This window comes from Levilinea saccharolytica (assembly GCF_001306035.1).
Lineage (GTDB): Bacteria > Chloroflexota > Anaerolineae > Anaerolineales > Anaerolineaceae > Levilinea > Levilinea saccharolytica.
Map to the genome: position 1 here is coordinate 1 of NZ_LGCM01000011.1, position 21,117 is coordinate 21,117.

19 protein-coding genes are annotated in these 21,117 nt (G+C 61.9%); 17 read left to right on the forward strand and 2 right to left on the reverse strand.

Annotation, left to right across the window (positions count from 1 at the left end; all coding sequences use genetic code 11):
* Positions 1-132: 132 nt before the first annotated feature.
* The 6 genes from ADN01_RS02440 to ADN01_RS02465 all read left to right on the forward strand — a co-directional run bounded on the left by ADN01_RS02440 (position 133) and on the right by ADN01_RS02465 (position 11,524).
* Positions 133-861 carry an ABC transporter substrate-binding protein gene (locus ADN01_RS02440; protein WP_062417857.1) on the forward strand — a complete coding sequence of 243 codons (729 nt, stop codon included), beginning with the start codon at positions 133-135 and terminating at the stop codon, positions 859-861.
* Between the two features lie 154 nt (positions 862-1,015).
* On the forward strand, positions 1,016-2,092 hold the full coding sequence (locus ADN01_RS02445) for an ABC transporter permease (RefSeq protein ID WP_062417856.1): 1,077 nt from the start codon (positions 1,016-1,018) through the stop codon (positions 2,090-2,092).
* 3 nt (positions 2,093-2,095) lie between these two features.
* Positions 2,096-3,022, forward strand: a complete 927-nt coding sequence (locus ADN01_RS02450) for an ABC transporter permease (RefSeq protein WP_062417855.1) — start codon at positions 2,096-2,098, stop codon at positions 3,020-3,022.
* A 198-nt stretch (positions 3,023-3,220) separates the two neighbouring features.
* Positions 3,221-9,208, forward strand: coding sequence for an Ig-like domain-containing alpha-2-macroglobulin family protein (locus ADN01_RS19560; protein ID WP_075070904.1), 5,988 nt, complete (start codon positions 3,221-3,223; stop codon positions 9,206-9,208).
* Between the two features lie 151 nt (positions 9,209-9,359).
* Positions 9,360-10,061 carry a GntR family transcriptional regulator gene (locus ADN01_RS02460; RefSeq protein WP_062417851.1) on the forward strand — a complete coding sequence of 234 codons (702 nt, stop codon included), beginning with the start codon at positions 9,360-9,362 and terminating at the stop codon, positions 10,059-10,061.
* Positions 10,062-10,072: 11 nt separating this feature from the next.
* Complete coding sequence (locus ADN01_RS02465; RefSeq protein ID WP_082142718.1) at positions 10,073-11,524, forward strand: aminotransferase class V-fold PLP-dependent enzyme; 1,452 nt, start codon at positions 10,073-10,075, stop codon at positions 11,522-11,524.
* Here the strand turns inward: ADN01_RS02465 and ADN01_RS02470 are convergent.
* Both ADN01_RS02470 and ADN01_RS02475 read right to left on the reverse strand, forming a co-directional pair.
* Positions 11,521-12,036: a polyhydroxyalkanoate synthesis regulator DNA-binding domain-containing protein gene (locus tag ADN01_RS02470; protein ID WP_062417850.1), complete on the reverse strand. Its 516-nt coding sequence runs from the start codon at positions 12,034-12,036 to the stop codon at positions 11,521-11,523. The genes ADN01_RS02465 and ADN01_RS02470 overlap by 4 nt on opposite strands.
* A 6-nt stretch (positions 12,037-12,042) precedes the next feature.
* Positions 12,043-12,417, reverse strand: a complete 375-nt coding sequence (locus tag ADN01_RS02475; RefSeq protein WP_062417849.1) for a hypothetical protein — start codon at positions 12,415-12,417, stop codon at positions 12,043-12,045.
* Positions 12,418-12,678: 261 nt separating this feature from the next.
* On the opposite strand from ADN01_RS02475, the gene ADN01_RS02480 reads away from it, so the two are divergent.
* Genes ADN01_RS02480 through ADN01_RS02530 form a run of 11 tightly spaced genes read left to right on the forward strand, consistent with a single transcriptional unit; the run spans position 12,679 to position 21,117 of the window.
* Positions 12,679-13,173, forward strand: a complete 495-nt coding sequence (locus ADN01_RS02480) for an NADH-quinone oxidoreductase subunit J (RefSeq protein WP_062417848.1) — start codon at positions 12,679-12,681, stop codon at positions 13,171-13,173.
* Positions 13,170-13,481, forward strand: coding sequence for an NADH-quinone oxidoreductase subunit NuoK (locus ADN01_RS02485; protein ID WP_062417847.1), 312 nt, complete (start codon positions 13,170-13,172; stop codon positions 13,479-13,481). The genes ADN01_RS02480 and ADN01_RS02485 overlap by 4 nt, the downstream gene beginning before the upstream one ends.
* Positions 13,482-13,483: 2 nt before the next feature.
* Positions 13,484-15,232: an NADH-quinone oxidoreductase subunit 5 family protein gene (locus ADN01_RS02490; protein ID WP_062417846.1), complete on the forward strand. Its 1,749-nt coding sequence runs from the start codon at positions 13,484-13,486 to the stop codon at positions 15,230-15,232.
* A gap of 3 nt (positions 15,233-15,235) precedes the next feature.
* A complete protein-coding gene (locus ADN01_RS02495) occupies positions 15,236-16,756 on the forward strand; it encodes a complex I subunit 5 family protein (RefSeq protein WP_082142717.1) in 1,521 nt (506 codons plus the stop codon).
* A 13-nt stretch (positions 16,757-16,769) separates the two neighbouring features.
* A complete protein-coding gene (locus ADN01_RS02500; protein ID WP_062417844.1) occupies positions 16,770-17,081 on the forward strand; it encodes a hypothetical protein in 312 nt (103 codons plus the stop codon).
* Between the two features lie 35 nt (positions 17,082-17,116).
* Entirely contained in the window at positions 17,117-17,581 is a 465-nt protein-coding gene (locus ADN01_RS02505) for an NADH-quinone oxidoreductase subunit B family protein (RefSeq protein ID WP_082142716.1), read from the forward strand.
* A gap of 9 nt (positions 17,582-17,590) precedes the next feature.
* Entirely contained in the window at positions 17,591-18,082 is a 492-nt protein-coding gene (locus ADN01_RS02510) for an NADH-quinone oxidoreductase subunit C (protein ID WP_062417843.1), read from the forward strand.
* Positions 18,083-18,097: 15 nt separating this feature from the next.
* Positions 18,098-19,279, forward strand: a complete 1,182-nt coding sequence (locus ADN01_RS02515; RefSeq protein ID WP_062417842.1) for a hydrogenase large subunit — start codon at positions 18,098-18,100, stop codon at positions 19,277-19,279.
* Positions 19,276-20,199: a complex I subunit 1 family protein gene (locus ADN01_RS02520; protein ID WP_062417841.1), complete on the forward strand. Its 924-nt coding sequence runs from the start codon at positions 19,276-19,278 to the stop codon at positions 20,197-20,199. The genes ADN01_RS02515 and ADN01_RS02520 overlap by 4 nt, the downstream gene beginning before the upstream one ends.
* A gap of 11 nt (positions 20,200-20,210) precedes the next feature.
* Entirely contained in the window at positions 20,211-20,639 is a 429-nt protein-coding gene (locus ADN01_RS02525) for a 4Fe-4S dicluster domain-containing protein (protein WP_075070905.1), read from the forward strand.
* Positions 20,554-21,117 (forward strand): hydrogenase 3 maturation endopeptidase HyCI, encoded by a 564-nt coding sequence (locus tag ADN01_RS02530; protein WP_160318364.1) that lies wholly within the window; start codon positions 20,554-20,556, stop codon positions 21,115-21,117. The genes ADN01_RS02525 and ADN01_RS02530 overlap by 86 nt, the downstream gene beginning before the upstream one ends.

The window sequence follows — 21,117 nt, forward strand, 5'->3', positions numbered from 1 at the left end:
GATCGTCGTGATCTGAGTATCTTTCAAATTGGATTGCGTTATATTGATCGTCAACTTCTCAACTCGCTTCCATTTCGGATTTTGCTATGTTCTTACTGTTGATTTTTCAAACTGTCAGGTGGCTAGATTAAATTGAACCTCCAGGAATGGGCTGCCTTCCTGCCCCGCGTTCGCGCTGGTGAAGAAGCCCTCTATTTCCTCGGCTGGTCCGAAGACTTCCCGGATGCCACCAACTGGTATGATGTGTTCCTGATGGGTTCCTCGCCCAGCTTCGGCGCGCCCTTCCCCGAAATTATGGAACAAATCAAGATCGGCGCCACCACGGCTGATGTGAAAGTCCGCCAGGAAGCCTATGACAAGGTCAACAAGCTCGTGGATGAGCTGGTTCCCACCATCGTCATCGCCAACGGCGCCACCTCGCTGGCCTTCCAGAAGAATATCGGCAATGTCGTTGTGGGTCCCTACAACGAAAACTTCACCGAAATGACCAGCGAATCGGGCACGATCATCTTCTCGCAAGACGGTGAGCCGGTCTCCCTGATGTGCCTGGACGAAACCGACGGTTCTTCCTTCCGCGCCTGCTTGCAGATCTTCGACACCCTCTACGAATTCAAGTATGGTACCGCTGACCTGCAGCCCGCTGCCGCGGAGAAATGCGAAGCCAACACCGACGGTACCGAATGGACCTGCACCATGCGCAAGGGCGTCAAGTTCTCCAACGGCGCCGCCCTGGATGCCAATGATGTCGTGGCCTCCTTCGGCATGGGTTGGGACATGAAGGATGTGAACCGCAAGGGTAACACCGGCGTGTTCCAGTACTTCAAGGACTTCTTCGGCCCCAAGTCCCTCAACGAAGAGTAATCCGCTTTTGCACTTCCGCCTGGTTGGGGTGGGTTTTCCGCCCCAACCAGGCTCTTCCTCTCATCATTTTTAACCCTGTGTCGTCTCTCCGCCCGCACCTGGGCGTATTGGTTTTTTCTATCCCGCTAACTCTGAGATCTGGCCATAGACCATTATGCTCCAATTCATCACCCGCCGTCTACTCATGCTCATCCCGGTCCTCATCGGGATTGTCCTGGTCACTTTTGTCATCGTCCGGCTGATCCCCGGCGATCCCTGTTATGTGATGCTCGGGGAAAAAGCGACCGCTGAAAAATGCGACGAGTTCAAAGCCCGTTACGGACTCGATGACAGCATCCCTGAACAGTTTATCCGCTATATGGGCAACCTGCTCCAGGGTGACTTCGGCACCACCATCCGCGACCGCCGCCCAGTGATTGATGTGGTTGCCGAACGGCTGCCCCTCACCATGGAACTCACCTTCATGGCCATCCTCTTTGCGTCGGTGGTCGGCGTCACCTTCGGCGTGATCGCCGCCCTCAACCGCAACAGCTTTTTGGATGTGGCCACCATGATCATCGCCAATATCGGTGTGTCCATGCCGGTCTTTTGGCTGGGGCTGCTGCTGGCCTACCTCTTTGCCCTGATCCTAAAAGACACCCCCTTCTATATCCCCCCTTCTGGGCGGCTCTCTTCGGGCATCTCTCTGGTGCCCCTGGCCAAAACCTGGGGACTGGAAGATTGGACCGGTGTGCCGCGTTTCCTGCTTTCGCTCATCTCCAATTCCGCCATCCTCAACGGCATCCTCACCGGTAATTTCAAGCTGGTCAAAGATGCCATCTGGCATCTGATCTTACCGGCCACCGCCGTTGGCACCATCTCCATGGCCATCGTGGCCCGCATGACCCGTTCCAGCCTGTTGGAGACCCTTGGCCAGGATTACATCCGCACCGCACGCGCCAAAGGGTTGATCGAACGCCTGGTCATCATCCGCCACGCTCTGCGCAACGCCCTCATCCCCATTGTCACCATCATCGGTCTCCAGATCGGCGGCCTGCTTTCGGGCGCTGTTCTCACCGAAACCATCTTTGCTCTCCCCGGGGTCGGCTCGCGCATGGTGGAGGCCATCCTCTCCCGCGATTATCCGGTCGTCCAGGGCTTTTCCCTCCTGGTCGCCTTTGTCTTCGTCTTCACCAATTTGTTGGTGGATGTCTCCTACGCCTATCTGGATCCCCGCATCCGTCTGGAATGACCCATGAGCCAGGAAAATAACATCGCTACCATAACCAAAGAACCGCAGAATTCTCCAGCCCGCGAATCGCTCCGGCGTTTGCTGCGGCACCGCTCCGCGCAGATCGGCATGTTCATCCTCGCCGTGCTCATCCTCACCGCCATCTTCGCCGAACAAATCGCCCCCTTTGACCCAATTAAGCCGCTCAAGAACGTCAAACGGCGCGATACCCCCTGCGTGCACCTCCTGGGCTGCCCCAAAGATGCCCAACAGCATTTGATGGGCATTGACGGCAACAGCCGCGATCTCTTCTCCCGCATCGTCTTTGGGTCGCGCCTTTCCCTGCAAATCGGCATTTCCACCATCAGCTTCGCCATCCTCATCGGCGGCCTGTTGGGAGCCGTGGCTGGTTTCCTGGGCGGGTGGATTGACGACGTGATCATGCGCTCAATGGACGTGCTCATGGCCTTTCCAGCCTTGCTGCTGGCCATTGCCATCGTTTCCGTGCTGGGCACCGGTCTGATCAACGCGCTCATCGCTATTGCCATTGTGTCCATCCCGCGCTATGCCCGCGTGGTGCGCGCCAGCGTCATCTCGGTCAAAGACCTGGATTTCGTCAACGCCTCGCGCGCTCTGGGGGCTTCGAACCTGCGCCTGCTCTTCACCCGCATCCTCCCCAACGCCCTCACCCCCCTCATCGTTCAAGGCACGCTGGGCATTGCCGAAGCCATCCTCGAAGCCGCAGCCCTTTCCTTCCTGGGCCTGGGTGCCGAATTCCCCACCCCCGAATGGGGCCTGATGCTCGGCGAAGAGCGCAACAGCGTCTTCAACGCCCCGCACCTGGTGTTCTTCCCTGGCCTGGCCATCATGCTCACCGTGTTATCCTTCAACCTGTTTGGCGACGGTCTGCGCGACGCCCTCGACCCGCGCTTACGCGGCGGGGCAGTATAAGTGCTTTGGTTGTACAGACGGCAAGATGATTTTCGACCGGCGGCTGATCACCGCCGGTCGCTTGTTTCTCTCGCACCCCTGGCTATAATAAAAGTAAGCTTTGGGAACCCTTTTCCCTGCGGCAGCGTCCTAGTTCCAACCCCCATTCTTCGGGGCATCTTTTTCTGCCTGCATGGCAGCAAGATCATGAGGAGCACCATGAAACCCTCCCCCTTCTCCCGCCCAACCCGCGCCTGGGCTGCCTTCTTCTCCATTTTTGTCATCATCAGCCTGGCTTGCGCTTTGCCCGGCTTCTCCCGCCCCACACCCACCCCCGCGCCAGCCGCCCAGGCCCCCGCGGCGGCCCCCACAGCGCTCCCCACCGCCGCGCCGCAGGCCTCACCCACCCCTCTGCCGCCCATGCCGCCGGTCGTGGCCGAAATTGTGCCTTCCCCTTCGGATGCGCTGCCCCTCAAATCCGCCCTGACCCTGTATTTCAGCCAGGACATGCAGCCCGAATCCGTGCTTTCCGCAGTGACCCTCGACCCGCCCATCACCGGCAAATTTGAATGGCTCGACCCGGCCACCCTCAGCTTTATCCCCGCCGAGGCCCTGCCCCCCTTCACCTCCCTCACCCTCACCGTGGCCGCCGGGGCACAGGCCGCCAACGGCCTCAGCCTGCAGGAGCCTTTCTCCGCCGCCTACCGAACCACCGAGCCGCTGAAAGTGGTGCAGCAGCTGCCCCCGCCTTACAGCACGGGCATCAGCCCCCAATCCGCCGTCTCCATCACCTTCAGTCAGCCCATTGTGCCCCTGGGCCAACCCACCGAAGACCTGCCGCCCGCCTTCACCCTCTCCCCCGCGGTGGAAGGCCGCGGCGAATGGCTGAACACGGATACTTACGTGTTTTACCCCAACCCGGCTCTCTCCGGCGGGGTGCAGTACACCGCCACCCTCACCCCCCAGTTCGCTGCTTTGGCGGGTGTACCCATTTCCGCGGATGCAACCCAATGGAATTTCACCGCCGCCCCGCCCAAGCTCATGCAAACCGCACCCACTTCCTCCAGCCTGCTCTTCCTGGACCAAATCTTCACCCTGGGTTTCAACCAGCCCATGAATCCATCTAGCCTGGAAGAGAAAGTGTCTCTGCGCGGCCCCGATGGAAGCGCCTTCCCGCTGAAATTCACCTGGAGCGAAAACAACTCGCGCGTCGAGATCCAGCCCACCGTGCTGCTGCCGCGCAGCACGGTGATCACCTTCGCCCTGGAACCCGGCGCGCTCTCGGCCGGGGGCGTGGAGTTGGCAGATTCCTTCTCCCAACCTTACACCTCCTCAGGTAACCTGACCTTCTCGCTGGGCAGCCCGCGCGCCGGGGAACGCCTGATGCTCTACGGCGGCTATTCCTCCGTCAACATTCAGGCCAACCTGCCGCTGGCCCGCCAGGAGATTGATTCCAAAATCACCATCCAACCTGCCATTGACGGCCTCAATCTCAACCTCTATAACCAGCGCCAAACCATCTCCCTCAGCGGGTATTTCCAGCCGCAGACCAATTACACCATCACCTTCGATGCCTCGCTGCGCGACGCTTACGATCAGCCCCTCGGCCAGAACCAGACCATCACCTTCTCCACCGCGCCCGTTTCGCCTACCCTACGCATCCCTTCTATCTATTTGGGCAGCGGAGTCCTCTTCTTGCCAGCAGACCAAAAAACCCTGGCCGTGGAAGCCGTCAACCTGAAAAACGCTGCTGTCTCTGTGACCCCCATCACCCTGGGCGAGATGATCAATCTCACGCTGCGCCACACCCCCGGCCAGCAGATGAACTTATCGGCCCCCGCCACCACCTGGGCCAGCCCCATCAACGCCCCCGCCGACCGCTACCAGATGTTTGACCTGCCTCTGACCCCCACCGGGGACGCCCTGAGCACCGGCTTATATTGGCTGGATCTGGGTTCGCCGGAGTTGGGTGAGAACGCAGGCTTCGTGCACCCCGTGGCCCTGGCCGTTTCTAACGTACACCTCACCCTCAAACGCAGCGCCACCCAGGTCACCGTTTGGGCCACCGACCTGACCACCAACACCCCCATCCCCAACCTCAACGTGCAGTTGTGGGACTACAACGTGCAGAACCTCGGCTACGCCGTCACCGACGCCCAGGGCATCGCCAAATGGGATGTCCCCGTCACTTCGGCCATCGATTCAACCCTCTTTGCGCTCTCCGGTGCGCCCGGCGCCGCCGATTTTGGCATCGCCTATTCCGGTTGGTCCTACGGCATCAGCGGCTGGCAGTTCGGCTATGAAAACACGCTGGAAAAAACCGGCCTGAGCGCCTACCTCTACACCGACCGTCCCATCTACCGCCCTGGTCAGCAGGTTTTCTTCCGTTCCATCTTCTACCGCAAAGATAACGGCCGCTATACCCCGCCCGACATCCCTTCCGCCACCCTTTCCATCCTGCGCGGCGATTATTATGACTACGACCAGCCCGATGCTCAGCTGGCCTCCATCCCCATCCCCCTGGATTCGTTTGGGGCCGGCAGCGCCGCCTACACCCTGCCCAAAGACCTTCAGCCCGGCCGCTACACCCTCTCCATCACCAGCCCGGAAGAGGTCAACAGCAGCCTGGTCATCACCGTGGCCGAGTACCGCAAGCCCGAAGTGGAATTGACCGCCGCTTTCGCCTCACCCGACCTGACCGCCGGGCAGCCCCTGCAAGCCGAGGTCAAGCTGCGCTACTACTTTGGCACACCCGCCGCGGGGGTCAACGTCAACTGGTCTCTGTATGCCCAGCGTGATCATTTTGCCCTGCCGGGCGGCTATGTCACCGGCAAAACCTACCGCGGGGTCAGCGCCTTTGACGCTGCCCCCTACTCCCCGCTGGGGAGTTACCTCACCTCCGGCGCAGGCCTCACAGACCCCGAAGGTCTGCTGAAGGTGGAGCTATCCCCTGAGGAGCTGGCGGATCTGCTCGACTCCGAAATGCGCTATATCCTCACCCTCGAAGCCACCATCGCGGACGAGAGCAACTTGCCCGTCAGCACCCGCGCCCAGGTCACCCACCACCCCCAGACCGTGTACGCTTCCGTGCGCCCCGATGCCTGGAATGCAGTTGCGGGCCAGGAAAGCGGCTTTTCCGTCCTGACGGTGGACCTCAAAGGGCAGCCAGCCGGTAATCGCAAATTACAGGCCGTCTTCAGCCCGGCCCGCTGGGAATACGGCCAATCTCCCGACCAGGATTGGCAGTTGGTCGTTGCCCCCGCCGTCAGCACCGCCGATTTTGTCACCGATTCAGCCGGACGCGCCCGTTTGGCCTTCACCCCGCCCACCCCGGGTACGTATTTGCTGCAAATCCGCGGTGAGGCCGCTCCCGTGGATGTGTTCCAATGGGTGGTGGGCGGCAGCGGTGCGCTTTGGCCGCGCCTGCCCGATCAGCGCCTGGAACTGCGCAGCGACGCTGAAACCTATACCTCCGGCCAGAGCGCCCGCGTGCTCATCCCCAACCCCTTCAACGGCCCCGCCCTGGCCTGGGTGACGGTGGAGCGCGCCAAAATCATGCGCTCGCAGGTCATCACCATCGAAGGCGCCAGCCAGGAATTCACCCTGACCCTGACGCCCGAGGACGCGCCGAATATCTATGTCGCCGTCACCCTCCTGGGGCGCGATTCCAGCGGCCTGCTGGATTTCCGCCAGGGGCTCATCGAACTGCGCGTGGATCCCAAAGACCTGCTGCTCTCCCTCACCCTCACTGCCGACCCTCCTCGCGCAGCCCCCGGCAGCCCGGTGAACCTCTCGCTGAAGGCTGTGGATTCCCAGGGTCAGCCGGTGCAGGGTGAATTTTCCATCGCCGTGGTGGATAAGGCCGTCCTGGCCCTGGCCGAGCCTAACGCACAGCCCATCCCGCAGGCCTTTTATAAGCCTCAGCCCCTGGGCGTGCTCACCAGCATCCCCCTCACCGCCTACGCCAACCGCTTCAAGCCCGTCGCCTTAGGCCGCGGCGGCGGCGGAGGCGCCGGGGATATGGGCCCGGGCAGCGTCCGCGAAAAATTCCAGGATACCGCCCTGTGGGAAGGCAGCCTGCGCACCGACGCTTCCGGACAGGCCTCCCTGCGCCTGACCCTGCCCGATAACCTCACCACCTGGGTAGTCACCGCCCGCGGCCTGGACGCTGCTCACCGCGTGGGTGAGAGCGAAACGGAAATTGTCACCTCCAAAGATCTGCTCATCCGCCCCGTCTTGCCCCGCTTTGTGATTGCGGGCGACCATCTGGAACTGGCCGCCGTGGTGCATAACAACACCAATCGCGAACTGGCCCCCGAAGTCTCGTTGACCGCCGCCGGCTTCACCCTGGACGATCCCGCCCAGGCCTCGCGCCGCGTACAGATTGGCCCCGGTGAGCGCCTGCGCCTGGCCTGGTGGGGCACGGTGCAGGATGTGACCGAGTTGGATCTGCTCTTCAGCGCTGCCGCCGAAAACCTCTCCGATTCCGTGCGGCCTGAATCCGGCACCCTGCCGGTGAACCAGTACACCGCCAGCCAGACCTTTGCCGCCGCCGGAACCCTGGCCGAGGCGGGCGAACGCGTGGAGACGCTTTCTCTGCCCCGCTCCTTCAACGTCACCAGCGGCGAGCTGCGTCTGGAGCTGACCCCCTCGCTGGTTTCGGCCCTGCTCAGCAGCCTGGATGTGCTCACCAACCAGACTCTCCCCGGCGACAACCCCGAAATGGTCCTATCGCGCCTGCTGCCCAACCTGGTCACCTATCAAACCCTCTCCACAATGGGTCTGGATATGGCCAGTTTGCAGCGCAGGCTGCAAAACCAGCTGCGCCCCGACCTGAACCGTCTGCTGGATCATCAGAACCCCGACGGCGGATGGGATTGGTCGGGCGACCGCGATGAATCGGATCCCTTCCTGTCGGCCTACGCCTATTACACCCTCACCCAGGCCCAATCTGCCGGTTTCACCACCCCCAGCTACAACCTGGACAACGCCTACGCCTACATCAGCGGTGTATCGCAGCGGCCGCTGCCCGAAATCACCGAACGGAATACCGTTCAAGAAGAGCTGCATGTCTTCTTGAACTTTGTGCTGTGGGAAACCCGCGGCGAAGTCTCGCCTCATCTGGATGCGTTGGTCGAGCGCCGCGCAAACCTGGCGCCCTGGGCGCAGGCCATGCTCGTCCCCTGCCTGGTTCTGCCCGAACAAAACGACCAGCGCCTGACCCTGCTCTCCGATCTGGAGACCCTGGCCGTGCGCTCGGCCACCGGCGCCCATTGGGAAGCCCCCGCGCCCAACGGCTGGGCCCTCACCTCGCCCCACTTTAACACCGCCCTGGCCGTCTATGCCCTCTCCCGCTTCAAATCCGACTCGGTCGTTCTGGAAGACGCCGTCCGCTATCTGGTGGCTAACCGCAGCCCGCAGGGCATCTGGTCTTCTCAATACGAAACCGCCTGGATCCTCCTGGCGCTGAACCAGTACGTGCTGGCCACCAATGACGTCAACGCCGAATTTGCCTTCTCCGCGGCCTTCAACCAGACCCCAATTCTGACCGGGCAGGCCGCCGCGGGCCAAATTCCCGCCCCGGTGTCTGCCAACCTGCCTCTCAGTCAAATCAGCGCCAACTCCTCCAACCAGCTCACCATCCAGCGCCAGGCGGGCACAGGGCGGTTGTATTACCGCGCCTATCTGCAGGTCAACCGCCCTGCCGCCGAGGTTCCCCCCATCCGCCGCGGGCTGAGCATCTCGCGCCAGTTCTTCCTGACGGGCCAGGACTGCCGCACATCGGCCTGCCAGCCGGTCACCTCGGTGATCATCGGCCCGCAGCCGTCCACCATCTACGTGCGCCTCACTCTCACCCTGCCCCACGAGATGAATTACCTGGTGGTGGAAGATTTCGCCCCCGCCGGAGCGGAGATCGTCAACCCGGCGCTGAAAACCACCCAGCAAGGCGTCACCCCCACCTACACGCAGAACCCTCCCAGCCTGGAAGAAGGTTGGGGCTGGTGGTGGTTCAGCCGTCCACAGGTGTACGACAACCGCATCCGCTGGACGGCGCGCCAACTGCCCCCCGGCACCTACCAGCTCACCTACCGCCTGTCCCCCTACCTGCCGGGTGAGTTCCGCGTGCTGCCCGCCCACGCCTACCAGCTGTACTTCCCCGAAATCCAGGCCTCTTCCGGCGGCAGCATCTTAGAAATCAAGCCGTAAACGGGTATGCGCTAAGGTCAGCTGACGCGGGCGTCCAAAGTACTGGACGCCCGCGTTTTTTACCGCCAGAGGTGACAAACATCAGGCTTGATTCGCTCATTTCCTTGTAATATACTAGTGATATATCAGAAGAACACACCCATTGAATCCCATGCCCTCTAACCGCGACCCCCTCCTTTCTGCCCAGGCCTACCAGTGCATCAAAACCGCTGTGGTCACCTGTGAGCTCGACCCCGGGCAGCACATTGTCCAGGCCGATCTGGCCCAGCGCTTTCAATTGGGCATCACCCCTATCCGCGAAGCCCTGCGTCAGCTGGCCCAGGAGGGCTTTGTTCAGCCTGTCCCCCGCCTGGGCTACATCGTGGCCCCCATCACCGCCCAGGATGTGCTTGAAATTTACGAAATGCGCCTGATTTTAGAAAGCGCTGCTGTGCGCCTGGCCGCCCTGCGCGCCGCCCCCGCCGCCCTGGATGAAATTTCACAATCGGCCCACTTCACCTACACCTTTAAAGACCGCCAATCCTATTCTGACTTTCTGCAGCGCAACGCCGAGTTCCACCATGCCATCGCCGCCGCCGCGGGCAACCTGCGTCTGGCCGAACAGGTGGGCCGCACATTGGACGCGCTCAACCGCGTCTTTCACCTGGGCCTCGACCTGCGCGACAGCGCCGAAGAAATGCGCAGCGACCATATCGCCCTGGCCCAGGCCCTTTTGCAGCGCGACGCGGACCAGGCCGTCCGCCACATCCAATCCGAAATCGAACGCTCGCAGGTGCGCGTCCTCGAAGCCCTGCGCCGCGGCCCCACCGCCGCCCTGATCGCTAACCACCATCTGCTTTCCCCCCACGCTTAGGAGCCTTGCCCATGACCTCCTCCTCCGATTGTCAATCCAGCTTATCTGTCGAAGCCTGTTCCCAGGCTAAAGCCGAATTCCTGCGGGACTTCCCCCAGTTTGCCAGCACCCATGTGCTGGATGAGCTGCGCGCCGTGGAATACGCGCGCCTCGACCGTTTGGGACATATCTATCTGGATTACACCGGCGGCGGCCTGTATGCCGATTCACAGGTGCAGGCCCACAAAGACTTGCTCCTCAGCCATGTCTTCGGCAACCCCCATTCCTCCAACCCCACCTCGCTCTCCATGACCCACCATGTGGAGCAGGCGCGCGCCTACGTGCTGGAGTTCTTTAACGCCGATCCCCAGGAATATGTGTGCATCTTCACTCAAAACGCCAGCGGCGCCCTGCGCATTGTGGGCGAATCTTACCCCTTTGCCCCCGGCGGCCATTACATGCTCAGCTTCGACAATCACAACTCGGTCAACGGCATCCGCGAATTTGCCCGCACCAAGGGCGCCCAGGTCACCTACATCCCCGTTCTGCCCCCCGATCTGCGCATGGATGAGCAGCGCCTCCTCGAAGGGTTGGAGATGCCCGGCGGTGAAGGCCGCCGCCTGCTGGCCTATCCGGCCCAATCCAACTTCTCCGGCGTCCAGCACCCCCTGGAATGGATCGCGCTGGCCCAATCCAAAGGTTGGGATGTCCTCCTGGACGCGGCGGCTTTTGTCCCCTCCAACCGCCTGGATCTCTCGCAGGTACACCCCGATTTTGTGAGCATGTCTTTTTACAAGGTCTTTGGCTACCCCACCGGCGTCGGCGCGCTCATAGCCCGCCGCCAGGCCCTCACCAAGCTGCATCGGCCCTGGTTTGCGGGCGGCACCATCACCGTGGCTTCGGTACAGGGCGACCGTTTCTTCTTACATGAAGGCGCTGAGGCCTTCGAAGACGGCACGCTAGATTACCTCAGCCTGCCCGCCGTTGAAATTGGCCTGCGCCACATCGCCTCCATCGGTTACGACACCATTCACACCCGTGTAGCCTGCCTGACCCAATGGCTGCTCCAGCAGCTGACCGCCCTGCGCCACTCCAATGGAACCCCTATGGTCAAAATCTACGGGCCGGTGGCTGGTGAGCAGCGCGGCGGGACCATCGCTCTGAATTTCTTCGACCCCTGCGGCCATTTTGTGGATCACCGCCGCGTGGAAGCCTGCGCCAACCAGGTCAACATCTCCCTGCGCACGGGCTGCTTCTGCAACCCCGGCGGGGGTGAGGTGGCTTTGGGCCTTTCAGCCAACGAACTGACCACCTGCTTCACCGGCCATCAGCGCATGACCATTGACGATTTCCGCCGCTGCATTGACGATCACAGCACCGGCGCGGTGCGCGTGTCGGTTGGCCTGGCCTCCACCTTTGAGGATGTCTATGCCCTGATCGCCTTCGCCCGCGGGCTCACAGACCGCACCGCCGACTGCGTTTAGCCTTCGGCCGCCCCCGCCGAGCGGGTGCGCAGCGCCTCCAATTCCTTTTGCAGGGCTTCCACCTGCGCAGCCAGATCGGCCACTTCTTGCGGAGCGGCTGACTCTGGCTTTTCTTCTTTCGCCAGCAGCAGCGCCTCCAGCCGCTCGCGTTCCGCTGGGCTGATCTGTCCCTGCGCTTCCAGCGCCGCCAGCCGCCGCCGGATTTCACCCTCGGCGTGTTCCACCGGCGCACCAAAAGCGCGCAGTCCTTCTTTGATCTCAGAGATCGTGCGGCTGCCCACTCGGATCATGCGCTCCAGCGCCGCGGGTGAAAAGATCCCCCCGCTTTGCTTTTCCTGTTCAAACAGGATTTGCAGCAGGGTCAGCGTGGTCAGGTCAGCCCCGCTGGCGTGATCCACCACCTGCACCTCTTCACCCGCGCGGATCATGGCCTGCAGAGCTTCCAGGGTCACATAGGCGTTGTCCTGGGTGTCGTAGAGCTTACGGTTGGCATATCGTTTAATCACGCGCATCGCGGCTCACTCGCCCTTGCCCTGAGCCGCTTTCAGCGCCTCAATCTGGCGGGTCAGCTCGGCCACCTTCGCCTGCAACTCAGCCAAATCCGCCGAGCTGGCAGCAGCGGTCTTGTCTTTGTGCTCCGCAGCTTCGCGGCGCTCGCGCAGAATCTTTTCACGCCGTTCCAGCACCTCGCGCATCAGCCTGCGCGCGTCTTTCTCGGCCATTTCCCCGCGCTCGATCATGCGGCCCATAAAAGAAGTGATCTCCTCTTCAGCTACGGCCGCCGCTCCCACGGAGGCCAGCAAAATCTTGCGGGAAAGCTCCCAGAAGGTCTTGGCACTTTCGCCCGACTTCCCTTCCGCCGATTCAGCGGTCTTTTCTTGAGTCTCGTTCATTTTAAAGCTCCTTCTGCCGTTTCAGGCAGTCTCACAGGATATCATAACGCAGCGCGTCATCATGATCATCATAACGCGCTGCGTCAAAGATGTCAATCCCCTTTTCCGTGTCTCCCTGGCCCATCATGCAGGAGAATTGTCATGGTTTTAGGAAAAAGTACTGTTGATCTTAGGATGGTTTACACATGACAAATGTCCCTTCGTGTTGTATAAGCAACATAGGTTTCAAGGGAATCCCATCATCCACCAAGGAGGCCTTCCATGATGTATTTATTGATCGTGGCAGGACTTTTGGTGTGCGCCATTCAGGCGGTTCGCTCAGCTCGTTTGCTCTCCTCAGCCTTATGGCTGGCGGGGGCCAGCGCCCTGACGGCCCTTTTCATGTATTTGCTTGGCGCCCCCGAAGTCGCTGTCATCGAACTGAGCGTTGGCGCAGGTCTGGTCACCGTCCTCTTTGTCTTCGCCATCAACATCGCTGGTGAAGAAGAGGGTCTGTCCGGCTCCCCCCTGCCCGCCCCGCTCACCATTGCCCTCATTTTGATTGTCGTTGTTTCGATCGGCTGGCTCGCTCTTCCCGCTCTCAACATCGAACTGCCCATGCTGATCCCCATGAATCTCTCTTCCATCCTCTGGGGCAGCCGTGCCATTGACGTCCTCTTGCAGATCGTCCTCATCTTCGCTGGCACGCTCGGCATGCTTGGTATGTTAGGCGAATCCAAACCCGCCAAGCCGCATCACAAGGAGGCCCAGGAATGAACCTCTCTCCCTCCATGTTGGCGGTCATCGCCATTTTAGGCCTTTTGGGTGTTGGTTTCTACGCCCTGCTCGCCTCCCGCAATCTGATCAAAGTCATTGTGGGCCTCCAGATCCTGGTCAAAGGTTCCATGCTGGCCTTTGTCCTGGCGGGGCGCCTGGTGGGCAATGTCACCCTCGGCCAGAGCCTGGCCCTCACGGTCATCGTGGTGGATACCATCGTCGCCGTGATCGGCCTGGCCATCTCCGTTCAGATCCGCCGCCATTTTGGCACCCTGGACGTTAAAGCCCTCACCACCCTGCGGAGATAACCATGGCGGCCACTTTCATTCTTCTTTCCATTGGCATTCCCTGGCTGGGTGCTTTGCTGGTCTGGTGGGTCGGTGACCAGCACCCCAAACTCCAGCACACCCTGGCGGTGGTCTTCTCGGTTTTGGCGGGTGCTGCGGCCCTGGCCCTCATCCCCAACGCCGCTACTGCCGCCGCCGTCACCTTCCCGGTGGGCGGGTTGTTCGGCGATTTCACCTTCATCCCCGACGGCCTGGGCGTCTTTTTGGCCGCCGTGGCCACGGTGGTCGGCTCGCTGGCTGTGATCTTCTCGGTCAATTACATGCACGGCGAACACCAGTTGGGCCGCTACTACGCCATGGTGCTCTTCTTCATCGGCGCCATGGTCGGTCTGGTGCTCACCAGCAATTTGCTGCTCGTCTTCGTCTTCTGGGAAATCACCGCGCTGTGCTCTTACGCTCTCATCTCCTTCCACAACGATGATCCCAAGGCGGTCAAAGGCGGCATCAAAGCCCTCATCATCACCCAAATCGGCGGTGTGGGCCTGCTGGCAGGCGCGCTGCTGGTCTACAGCTATTTCGGCACCTACGACCTGAACTATTTCATCGCCAACGCAGGCTCCTTGCCCGCGGGCGTGCTGGCCGCCGCTGCTTTCGGCTTCCTCATCGCCGCCGCTGCCAAATCGGCTCAGTTCCCCTTCCAAACCTGGCTTCCCGACGCGATGGAAGCCCCCACCCCCATCAGCGCCCTCATCCATGCGGCCACCATGGTCAACGCCGGTGTCTATCTGCTGGCGCGTTTTTACCCGGCCTTTAAGGATGTCCCCGGCTGGACCACCGCCGTGGTGATCGTGGGCATGCTCTCCGCCCTCCTGGCGGCGCTCATGGCCTGCGTGGCCACCGATCTGAAGCGCGTTCTGGCCTACTCCACCGTCTCTCAGCTGGGCTACATGGTCTATGCCATCGGCGCAGGCGGTGTGTTTGCCAGCCAGTTCCACCTCTTCAGCCACTCGGTCTTCAAAGCCCTGCTCTTCCTGGCTGCGGGCGCCGTCATCCACGCCGTGGGCACGCGCGATATGCGCCAGATGGGCGCGCTGGGCAAGCAAATGCCCTTCGTACGCGCCGTGTTCGTCATCGGCGCCCTGGCGTTGGCCGGTTTGCCCATTCTCAACGGCTTCTGGAGCAAAGAGCTGGTGCTGGAAGCTGGTCTGCACGGCGGCCCCATCTGGGCCTTCGTGGTGATGGTCTTTGTCGCTGGCCTCACCGCCTTCTACACCTTCCGCTGCGTCTACCTGGTCTTCTACGGTGAAGCCCGCTCGCACCTGCACGGGCACGACGCCCAAACCGCCATGAAGGTCTCCCTGGGTCTGCTGGCCCTGGGAACCCTGACCACCTGGCTGCTGGTGGGTCCCTTTGGCAAGCTGCTGCACGACACATTGCCCGCCCATGAAATTCACGCCCTGCCGCTGGGCGAGGTAGCCCTGGAGATCTTCACCGCCCCGGCCACCTACATCGCTCTGGCGGTCATCGCCGTGGGTCTGCTGTGCTGGTGGATGCGCGACCGCCTGGCCGGGTTAGCCTCGGCGCTGACGGGCCTCTCCCGCGCGGCTGCGGATTCCTTCGGCTTCGAAGCCGTCAACCGCGGCATCGTTTCCGCCACCCAAAACTCCGCCGAAGCCCTGCGCGTCACCCAGACCGGTCTTCTCAACTGGAACGTCCTGGGCATCCTGGCCGGACTGGTCATCGTCATCGCCATTCTGGCCTTTGGAGCGTAATCCATGAACCCAACGACTGCTTTCCCCTGGATGATTGCGCTGCCCCTCGTGGCCGCTCCCATCATTTATCTGATTGGCCGCCTCTCCGTCCGCAGCCGCGCCCAAAGCGCCGCTCCGGCCCGCTGGATGGCCATTGTGGTGCTCCTGGTGACCGCTGTGCTGGCGTTCTTCGCAGCTCAGCCGATTCTCCAGGGCAAAACCCTCACCCTCACCTTCTATGCCATCTCCCTGCGCCTGGATGGGGTCGCCCTGCTCCTCGGCGCCACGGTTACCTTCCTCGGCTTGATGGTGGCCATCTTCTCCCTGCGCTACATGCACGGCGACGAAGGCGAAGAGAAATACTACGCTCTGCTCGTCGCTATGGTCGGCAGCATCATCGGCCTGGGCTGCGCGGCGGATCTCTTCAACCTGTGGGTCTGGTTCGAGGTCATGGCTATCAGCTCGTTCATGCTGGTCGCCTTCTACCGCGATCAGCCCGCCTCGCTGGAAGCCGGTCTGAAATACCTGGTGCAGAGTGCCGCCGGTTCGGTTCTGATCCTGCTGGGCATCGCCCTGGTCTTCGCCTCCACCGGCATGTTAGACCTGGCTGCCATCCGCAGCGTGGTCAACGGCCCCGCCCCCATCCTCATCGCCGCGGGCGCCCTCTTCATCATCGGTTTCGGTGTCAAGGCCGCCTTCGTGCCCCTGCACACCTGGCTGCCCGATGCCCATTCCCAGGCCCCCTCCGGCATCTCCGCCATGCTGTCCGGCATCGTCATCGAAGCCGGTCTGGTGGCCATGCTGCGCGCCCTGGGAGCTTTGGCCGCCGTCTCTTCGCTGTGGGGCGTGCTGCTGCTGATCTTCGGCGCCTTCAACATGCTGGTCGGCAACCTCATGGCCCTGCGCCAGGAACAGGTCAAGCGTCTGCTGGCCTACTCCTCCGTCAGCCACCTGGGTTACATGCTGGTGGGTCTGGGTGCTTCCATCACCTTCCCTCTGATGGTGGGAACCAACGGGGCCGAAGGGGCTTTCTTCCACCTCTTCAACCACGCCACCATGAAGGGTCTGGCCTTCCTTTCCGTCGGCGCTCTACTGTACGCCCTGCACATCGCCCGCGGCGACCACGGCCCGCTGGTGCTCTCAGACCTGGATGGAGCCTCGCGCCGCTATCCGGCGGTGGCCTTCTCGCTGGCGGTAGCGGTCTTGGCCCTGGGCGGGCTGCCCCCGCTCTCGGGCTTCATGTCCAAATGGATGATCTTCGTAGCCGGCTTCCAGTCGCAGAACGGCTGGATGATCGCCCTGGTCATCTTCATGGCCCTCAACTCCGTCCTCTCCCTGGGTTACTACGCCCCCCTGGTGAACCGCATGTTCCGCCACACCCCCGCGCCCATCGTTGAAAACGGCGCGCGCGTGTCGGTCTCCATGCGCGTGCCTCTGGCGCTGCTCACCCTGCTGACTGTGGTGCTGGGCTTTTGGCCCACCCTGCTCTCCTGGCTAACGGCCCCCGCCGCTGCGGCCCTCATGGCCTGGTTTGGCGTTCAATAGGAGGTGAATCAACATGGAAATTCTGCTCTCCCCCCCCATTGCCTTCCTGCTCTACATCCCCCTGGTGCTCGTCATCACCCAGGTTGGCAAAACCCTGGCTGGGCCTGAACACCCCAACGAGATGAAATCCAGCGTGTACGGCAGCGGTGAAGAAGCCCAAACCTACCTGGCTGCCCCGGGCTACAAGCCCTTCTTCCTCATCGCTTTCTTCTTCGCCATCCTCCACCTGGGGATGCTCGTACTGGGCACTGGCCAACTTAACCTCACCACCGGGGCCTTCCTGGTGGGCCTCATCATGGCGCTTCTGGCGCTGGTGCTCGGTTAAGCCCTTACCGGTAACCACCGAGAAAGAGAACCTCTATGGAAACCAAACTTCCGTCAACCTGGGAAAAAGCCCTGGACAGCATTCGAACCTGGGCGCGCGTGAACTCCCCGTGGGTCATCCACTTCAACAGCGGCTCCTGCAACGGCTGTGACATTGAAATTCTGGCCACGCTGACCCCCCGCTACGATCTGGAACGCTTCGGCGTCAAACTCCAGGGATCGCCGCGCCATGCCGACGTGCTCATCTGCACCGGCCCCGTCACCCGCAACGCCCGCGACCGTCTGGTGCGCATTTACAACCAGATGCCCGACCCCAAATTCGTGGTCGTCGTTGGCTCCTGCGGCCTTTCTGGCGGCGTTTTTCACGGCTCCTACAACGTGATGGGCGGCGTGGATGAAGTCATCCCCGTGGACGCTTACGTTCCCGGCTGCCCGCCCCGCCCCGAAGCCATCATCCACGGCGTTGTAGCCCTGCTCGACAGCCTTAAGAAGAAGCCCTAAGGAGAACTTATGGATACGACGACCGCACTTGAAACCGCACAGTCTTTGCTCCAACCCTGGGCACAGACTGTCACCCAGCCCGAACCTCACCGCAGCGACTTTGTGGTCGCCCCTGCGGACTTGCTGGCCGCAGTGCAGGCTCTGATGGATGCCCGCTGGGGCTATCTGGGCGCCATCACCGGCGTTGATCTGCCCGCCCCAGCTCCGGCCGAAGGGCAGCCCCCCGCCGAATCCCACCTCGCGGCTCTTTATCAGTTCTTTAACGGCGCGGCGGTGGCTACCTTGCGGGTCACGGTGACTCATGCACAGCCGGTTCTGCCCTCCATCTGTGATATCATCCCCTCTGCGACTATCTACGAACGCGAATTGATCGAGATGTTCGGCTTTGACATCGAAAACACCCCCGTCACCGACCATCTCCTCTTGCCGGATGACTGGCCGCAGAATGTTTATCCCTTGCGGAAATCATTTACCGGTTTTGGCGGCGCCGAAAGCGCGTAGAAAGGATACCGAACTATGACCAATCAAAGCCAACCCCAAAAGTTCATCGTCCCCATCGGCCCGCAGCATCCCGCCCTCAAAGAACCCGGCCATTTTGAATTCGGCGTAGACGGCGAAATTGTCACCTCCGCCACCATTCGCCTCGGTTTTGTCCACCGCGGCATTGAAAAAGCCACCGAAGACCGCACCTGGGTGCAGAACCTGTACCTGCTGGAGCGCATCTGCGGCATCTGCTCCAACATTCACGGAACCGTGTATGCCATCGGCGTGGAAAAGCTGGCCGGGGTCGAAATTCCTCCCCGCGCCAAGTACATCCGCACCATCGTGGCCGAGCTGGAGCGCGTGCACAGCCACCTGCTTTGGCTGGGCGTGGCCGCCCATGAAGGCGGTTTTGACACCCTCTTCATGTACTCCTGGCGCGACCGCGAAACCGTCATGGATCTGCTGGAAGGCCTCTCCGGCAACCGCGTCAACTACTCCACCAATCTCATCGGCGGCGTCAAGTTCGACATCAACGAAAAACAGGCCGATGAAATCCGCCGCGGGCTGGATTTCTTGGAAGAACGCACCCATTACTACATGAAGGTTGTCACCACCGACGAGACCTTCTTGGGCCGCACCCGCGACATCGGCACCATGACCCGCGAACAGGCCGAGCTGCTGGGCGCTGTCGGCCCCACCGCCCGCGCCTCCGGCGTGCCCCGCGATGTGCGTTCCGAAAGCCCCTATCTGGCTTACAACGAACACCCCATTCAGCTTCAGGTACATGACGGCGGCGATCTGCTGGCGCGTTTCATTGTGCGCCTCAACGAATTGTTCGACACCTACCGTCTGATCCGCGAGCTGCTCGACCACATGCCTGCCGGTGACCTGACCGTGCGCGTTCCCCGCCGCATCCCCGAAGGGGAAGTCCTCATCCGCGGCGAGGCCCCTCGCGGCGAGTTGGTCTATTACCTCAAGAGCAGCGGCAGCGACAAGCCCGACCGCATCAAAGTCCGCACCCCCTCGCTGTGCAACTGGGGCACCATCTCACACGTGGCCGTGGGGCACAAGCTGGCCGATATGCCCATGCTGCTGGTCGGCATTGACCCGTGCTTCTCGTGCAACGACCGCCTGGTCACGGTCAACAACACCCAAAACTCCCAGGACCTCACCTGGGATGCCCTCCGCCGTTACGGGATCGAGTACTACAAATGAACAACATCTTCCCTCTCATCGCTCTGCTGATTTTCCCTGGCGGGCTGTTCCTCATGGCCAGCGGCCTGGTGTATGAATGGGTGGACCGCAAACTCATCGCCCGCTATCAAAACCGTGTCGGCCCGCGCTGGTTCCAGCCGCTGGCGGATGTGGTCAAACTCCTGGCCAAAGAAGAGATCATCCCCACCGGCGTCAGCCGCGGCCTGTTCGTGGCCCTGCCCGTCATCGGCATGGCTGGGGCCCTCACCGCTGCCCTCTACGTCCCCATCGCCGGGTTTGCCCCCTCCTTCAGCTTCGCCGGAGACCTGGTCGTCACCCTTTACCTGCTCAGCATGATGACCCTCTGCCTGGGCCTGGCGGGCGCCAACACCACCGACCGTTTCTCCCTCATCGGTGCCACCCGCACCCTGACGCAGCTTTTCTCCTACGAAGCCCCCTTCCTGCTGGCTCTCCTGGGGCCTGCCATCGTGGCCGGAACCTGGAACATCGCCGAAATCAATAACTTTGCTGGCCAGAACATCTGGCTGGTCGTCACCCAGCTCATGGGCTTTCTGGTGGCCCTGGTGGGCTTGCTGGGCAAGCTGGAAATGCCCCCCTTCGACGCTCCCGAAGCCGAGACGGAAATTGTCTCCGGCGCGCTCACCGAATATTCCGGCCGCGGGCTGGCCCTCTTCCGCCTGGGCAAAGATGTTGAACTGGTGGTCGGCCTCACCCTGGTGGCCTCCTTCTACCTGGGCGGCATCGCCAATCCTCTGGAATTCCTTTTGAAGACTCTGGGCCTCTTGATCGTCATGGCGGGTATGCAGTCGCTCTTCGCCCGCCTGCGCATTGACCAAACCGTCGGCCTGTGGTGGCGCATCGGCGCCCTGCTGGCCCTGGTCCAGTTATTGGTTCTGATTGTAGTGAGGGTACTGCGATGACCATAGGATCCATGTTCGGAAACATCCTGCGCTCGCTTTTCAAAAAGCCAGCCACCGAAAACTACCCCTTCGTGCGCAAAGACGCGCCCGCGGCCCTGCGCGGCAAGCTGTTCTATGATCCTGAAAAATGCACCGGCTGCCAGCTGTGCATTAAGGACTGTCCCGCCGATGCCATCGAGCTGATCGTGGTGGACAAGGTCAACAAGCGTTTTGTCATGCGCTACCACATGGACCGCTGCACCTTCTGCGATCAATGCGTGCAAAGCTGCCGCTTCAACTGCCTCAACCTCTCGGATGAACAGTGGGAGATGGCCTCCCTGTCGCGCACACCCATGGAAGTCTATTACGGTCGGGATGAAGACATCAAGTTCCTCCTGGAAAAAGCAGCTCAGCCAGGCGCTGACGACTCTTGCGGCCCAGCGCCCGCCGAGCAAGCCTGACCTTGCCAGTCAAAACCAGCGCCAGCCCTTGCGGCTGGCGCTGGTTGGCCTGGGCAACGAACTCGACGGAGACGACGCCGCCGGGGTTCTGGTGGCGCGCCGCCTGATGCCCCTGGCCGCCCCTCACCGCCTCATCCTGGATGTCGGCCCCGCCCCCGAAAACTTCACCGGCCCCCTGCGCCGCTTTGCCCCCGATTTCGTCCTGCTGGTCGACGCCGCCCATCTGAATCAACCCCCCGGTACCATCGCCTATGTGGATTGGCAGGATGTGGACGGCCTCTCCGCCTCCACCCATTCCCTGCCGCCTTCCGTTTTTGCCAATTTTCTCATCAGCCAGCTCAACTGTCAGGTGGGCCTGCTTGTCATTCAGGCCGGCCATCTGCAATTTGACCAGCCCCCCTCACCCGCCGTGCAGCGCGCCGTGAAGCGCATCACCGCCGGGCTGAGCGAGCTGCTCACCCAAATTCCCGCTGCCTGA

Bases quoted from the DNA above. Each gene is read 5' to 3' on its own strand.
- ADN01_RS02470 (WP_062417850.1), bottom strand. From the start codon at position 12,036: ATGCGCGTGATTAAACGATATGCCAACCGTAAGCTCTACGACACCCAG.
- ADN01_RS02525 (WP_075070905.1), top strand. From the start codon at position 20,211: ATGTTCGGAAACATCCTGCGCTCGCTTTTCAAAAAGCCAGCCACCGAA.
- ADN01_RS02475 (WP_062417849.1), bottom strand. From the start codon at position 12,417: ATGAACGAGACTCAAGAAAAGACCGCTGAATCGGCGGAAGGGAAGTCG.
- ADN01_RS02520 (WP_062417841.1), top strand. From the start codon at position 19,276: ATGAACAACATCTTCCCTCTCATCGCTCTGCTGATTTTCCCTGGCGGG.
- ADN01_RS02490 (WP_062417846.1), top strand. From the start codon at position 13,484: ATGGCGGCCACTTTCATTCTTCTTTCCATTGGCATTCCCTGGCTGGGT.
- ADN01_RS02495 (WP_082142717.1), top strand. From the start codon at position 15,236: ATGAACCCAACGACTGCTTTCCCCTGGATGATTGCGCTGCCCCTCGTG.
- ADN01_RS02500 (WP_062417844.1), top strand. From the start codon at position 16,770: ATGGAAATTCTGCTCTCCCCCCCCATTGCCTTCCTGCTCTACATCCCC.
- ADN01_RS02465 (WP_082142718.1), top strand. From the start codon at position 10,073: ATGACCTCCTCCTCCGATTGTCAATCCAGCTTATCTGTCGAAGCCTGT.
- ADN01_RS02530 (WP_160318364.1), top strand. From the start codon at position 20,554: ATGAAGACATCAAGTTCCTCCTGGAAAAAGCAGCTCAGCCAGGCGCTG.
- ADN01_RS02445 (WP_062417856.1), top strand. From the start codon at position 1,016: ATGCTCCAATTCATCACCCGCCGTCTACTCATGCTCATCCCGGTCCTC.
- ADN01_RS02505 (WP_082142716.1), top strand. From the start codon at position 17,117: ATGGAAACCAAACTTCCGTCAACCTGGGAAAAAGCCCTGGACAGCATT.
- ADN01_RS02485 (WP_062417847.1), top strand. From the start codon at position 13,170: ATGAACCTCTCTCCCTCCATGTTGGCGGTCATCGCCATTTTAGGCCTT.
- ADN01_RS02515 (WP_062417842.1), top strand. From the start codon at position 18,098: ATGACCAATCAAAGCCAACCCCAAAAGTTCATCGTCCCCATCGGCCCG.
- ADN01_RS19560 (WP_075070904.1), top strand. From the start codon at position 3,221: ATGAAACCCTCCCCCTTCTCCCGCCCAACCCGCGCCTGGGCTGCCTTC.
- ADN01_RS02460 (WP_062417851.1), top strand. From the start codon at position 9,360: ATGCCCTCTAACCGCGACCCCCTCCTTTCTGCCCAGGCCTACCAGTGC.
- ADN01_RS02480 (WP_062417848.1), top strand. From the start codon at position 12,679: ATGATGTATTTATTGATCGTGGCAGGACTTTTGGTGTGCGCCATTCAG.
- ADN01_RS02510 (WP_062417843.1), top strand. From the start codon at position 17,591: ATGGATACGACGACCGCACTTGAAACCGCACAGTCTTTGCTCCAACCC.
- ADN01_RS02450 (WP_062417855.1), top strand. From the start codon at position 2,096: ATGAGCCAGGAAAATAACATCGCTACCATAACCAAAGAACCGCAGAAT.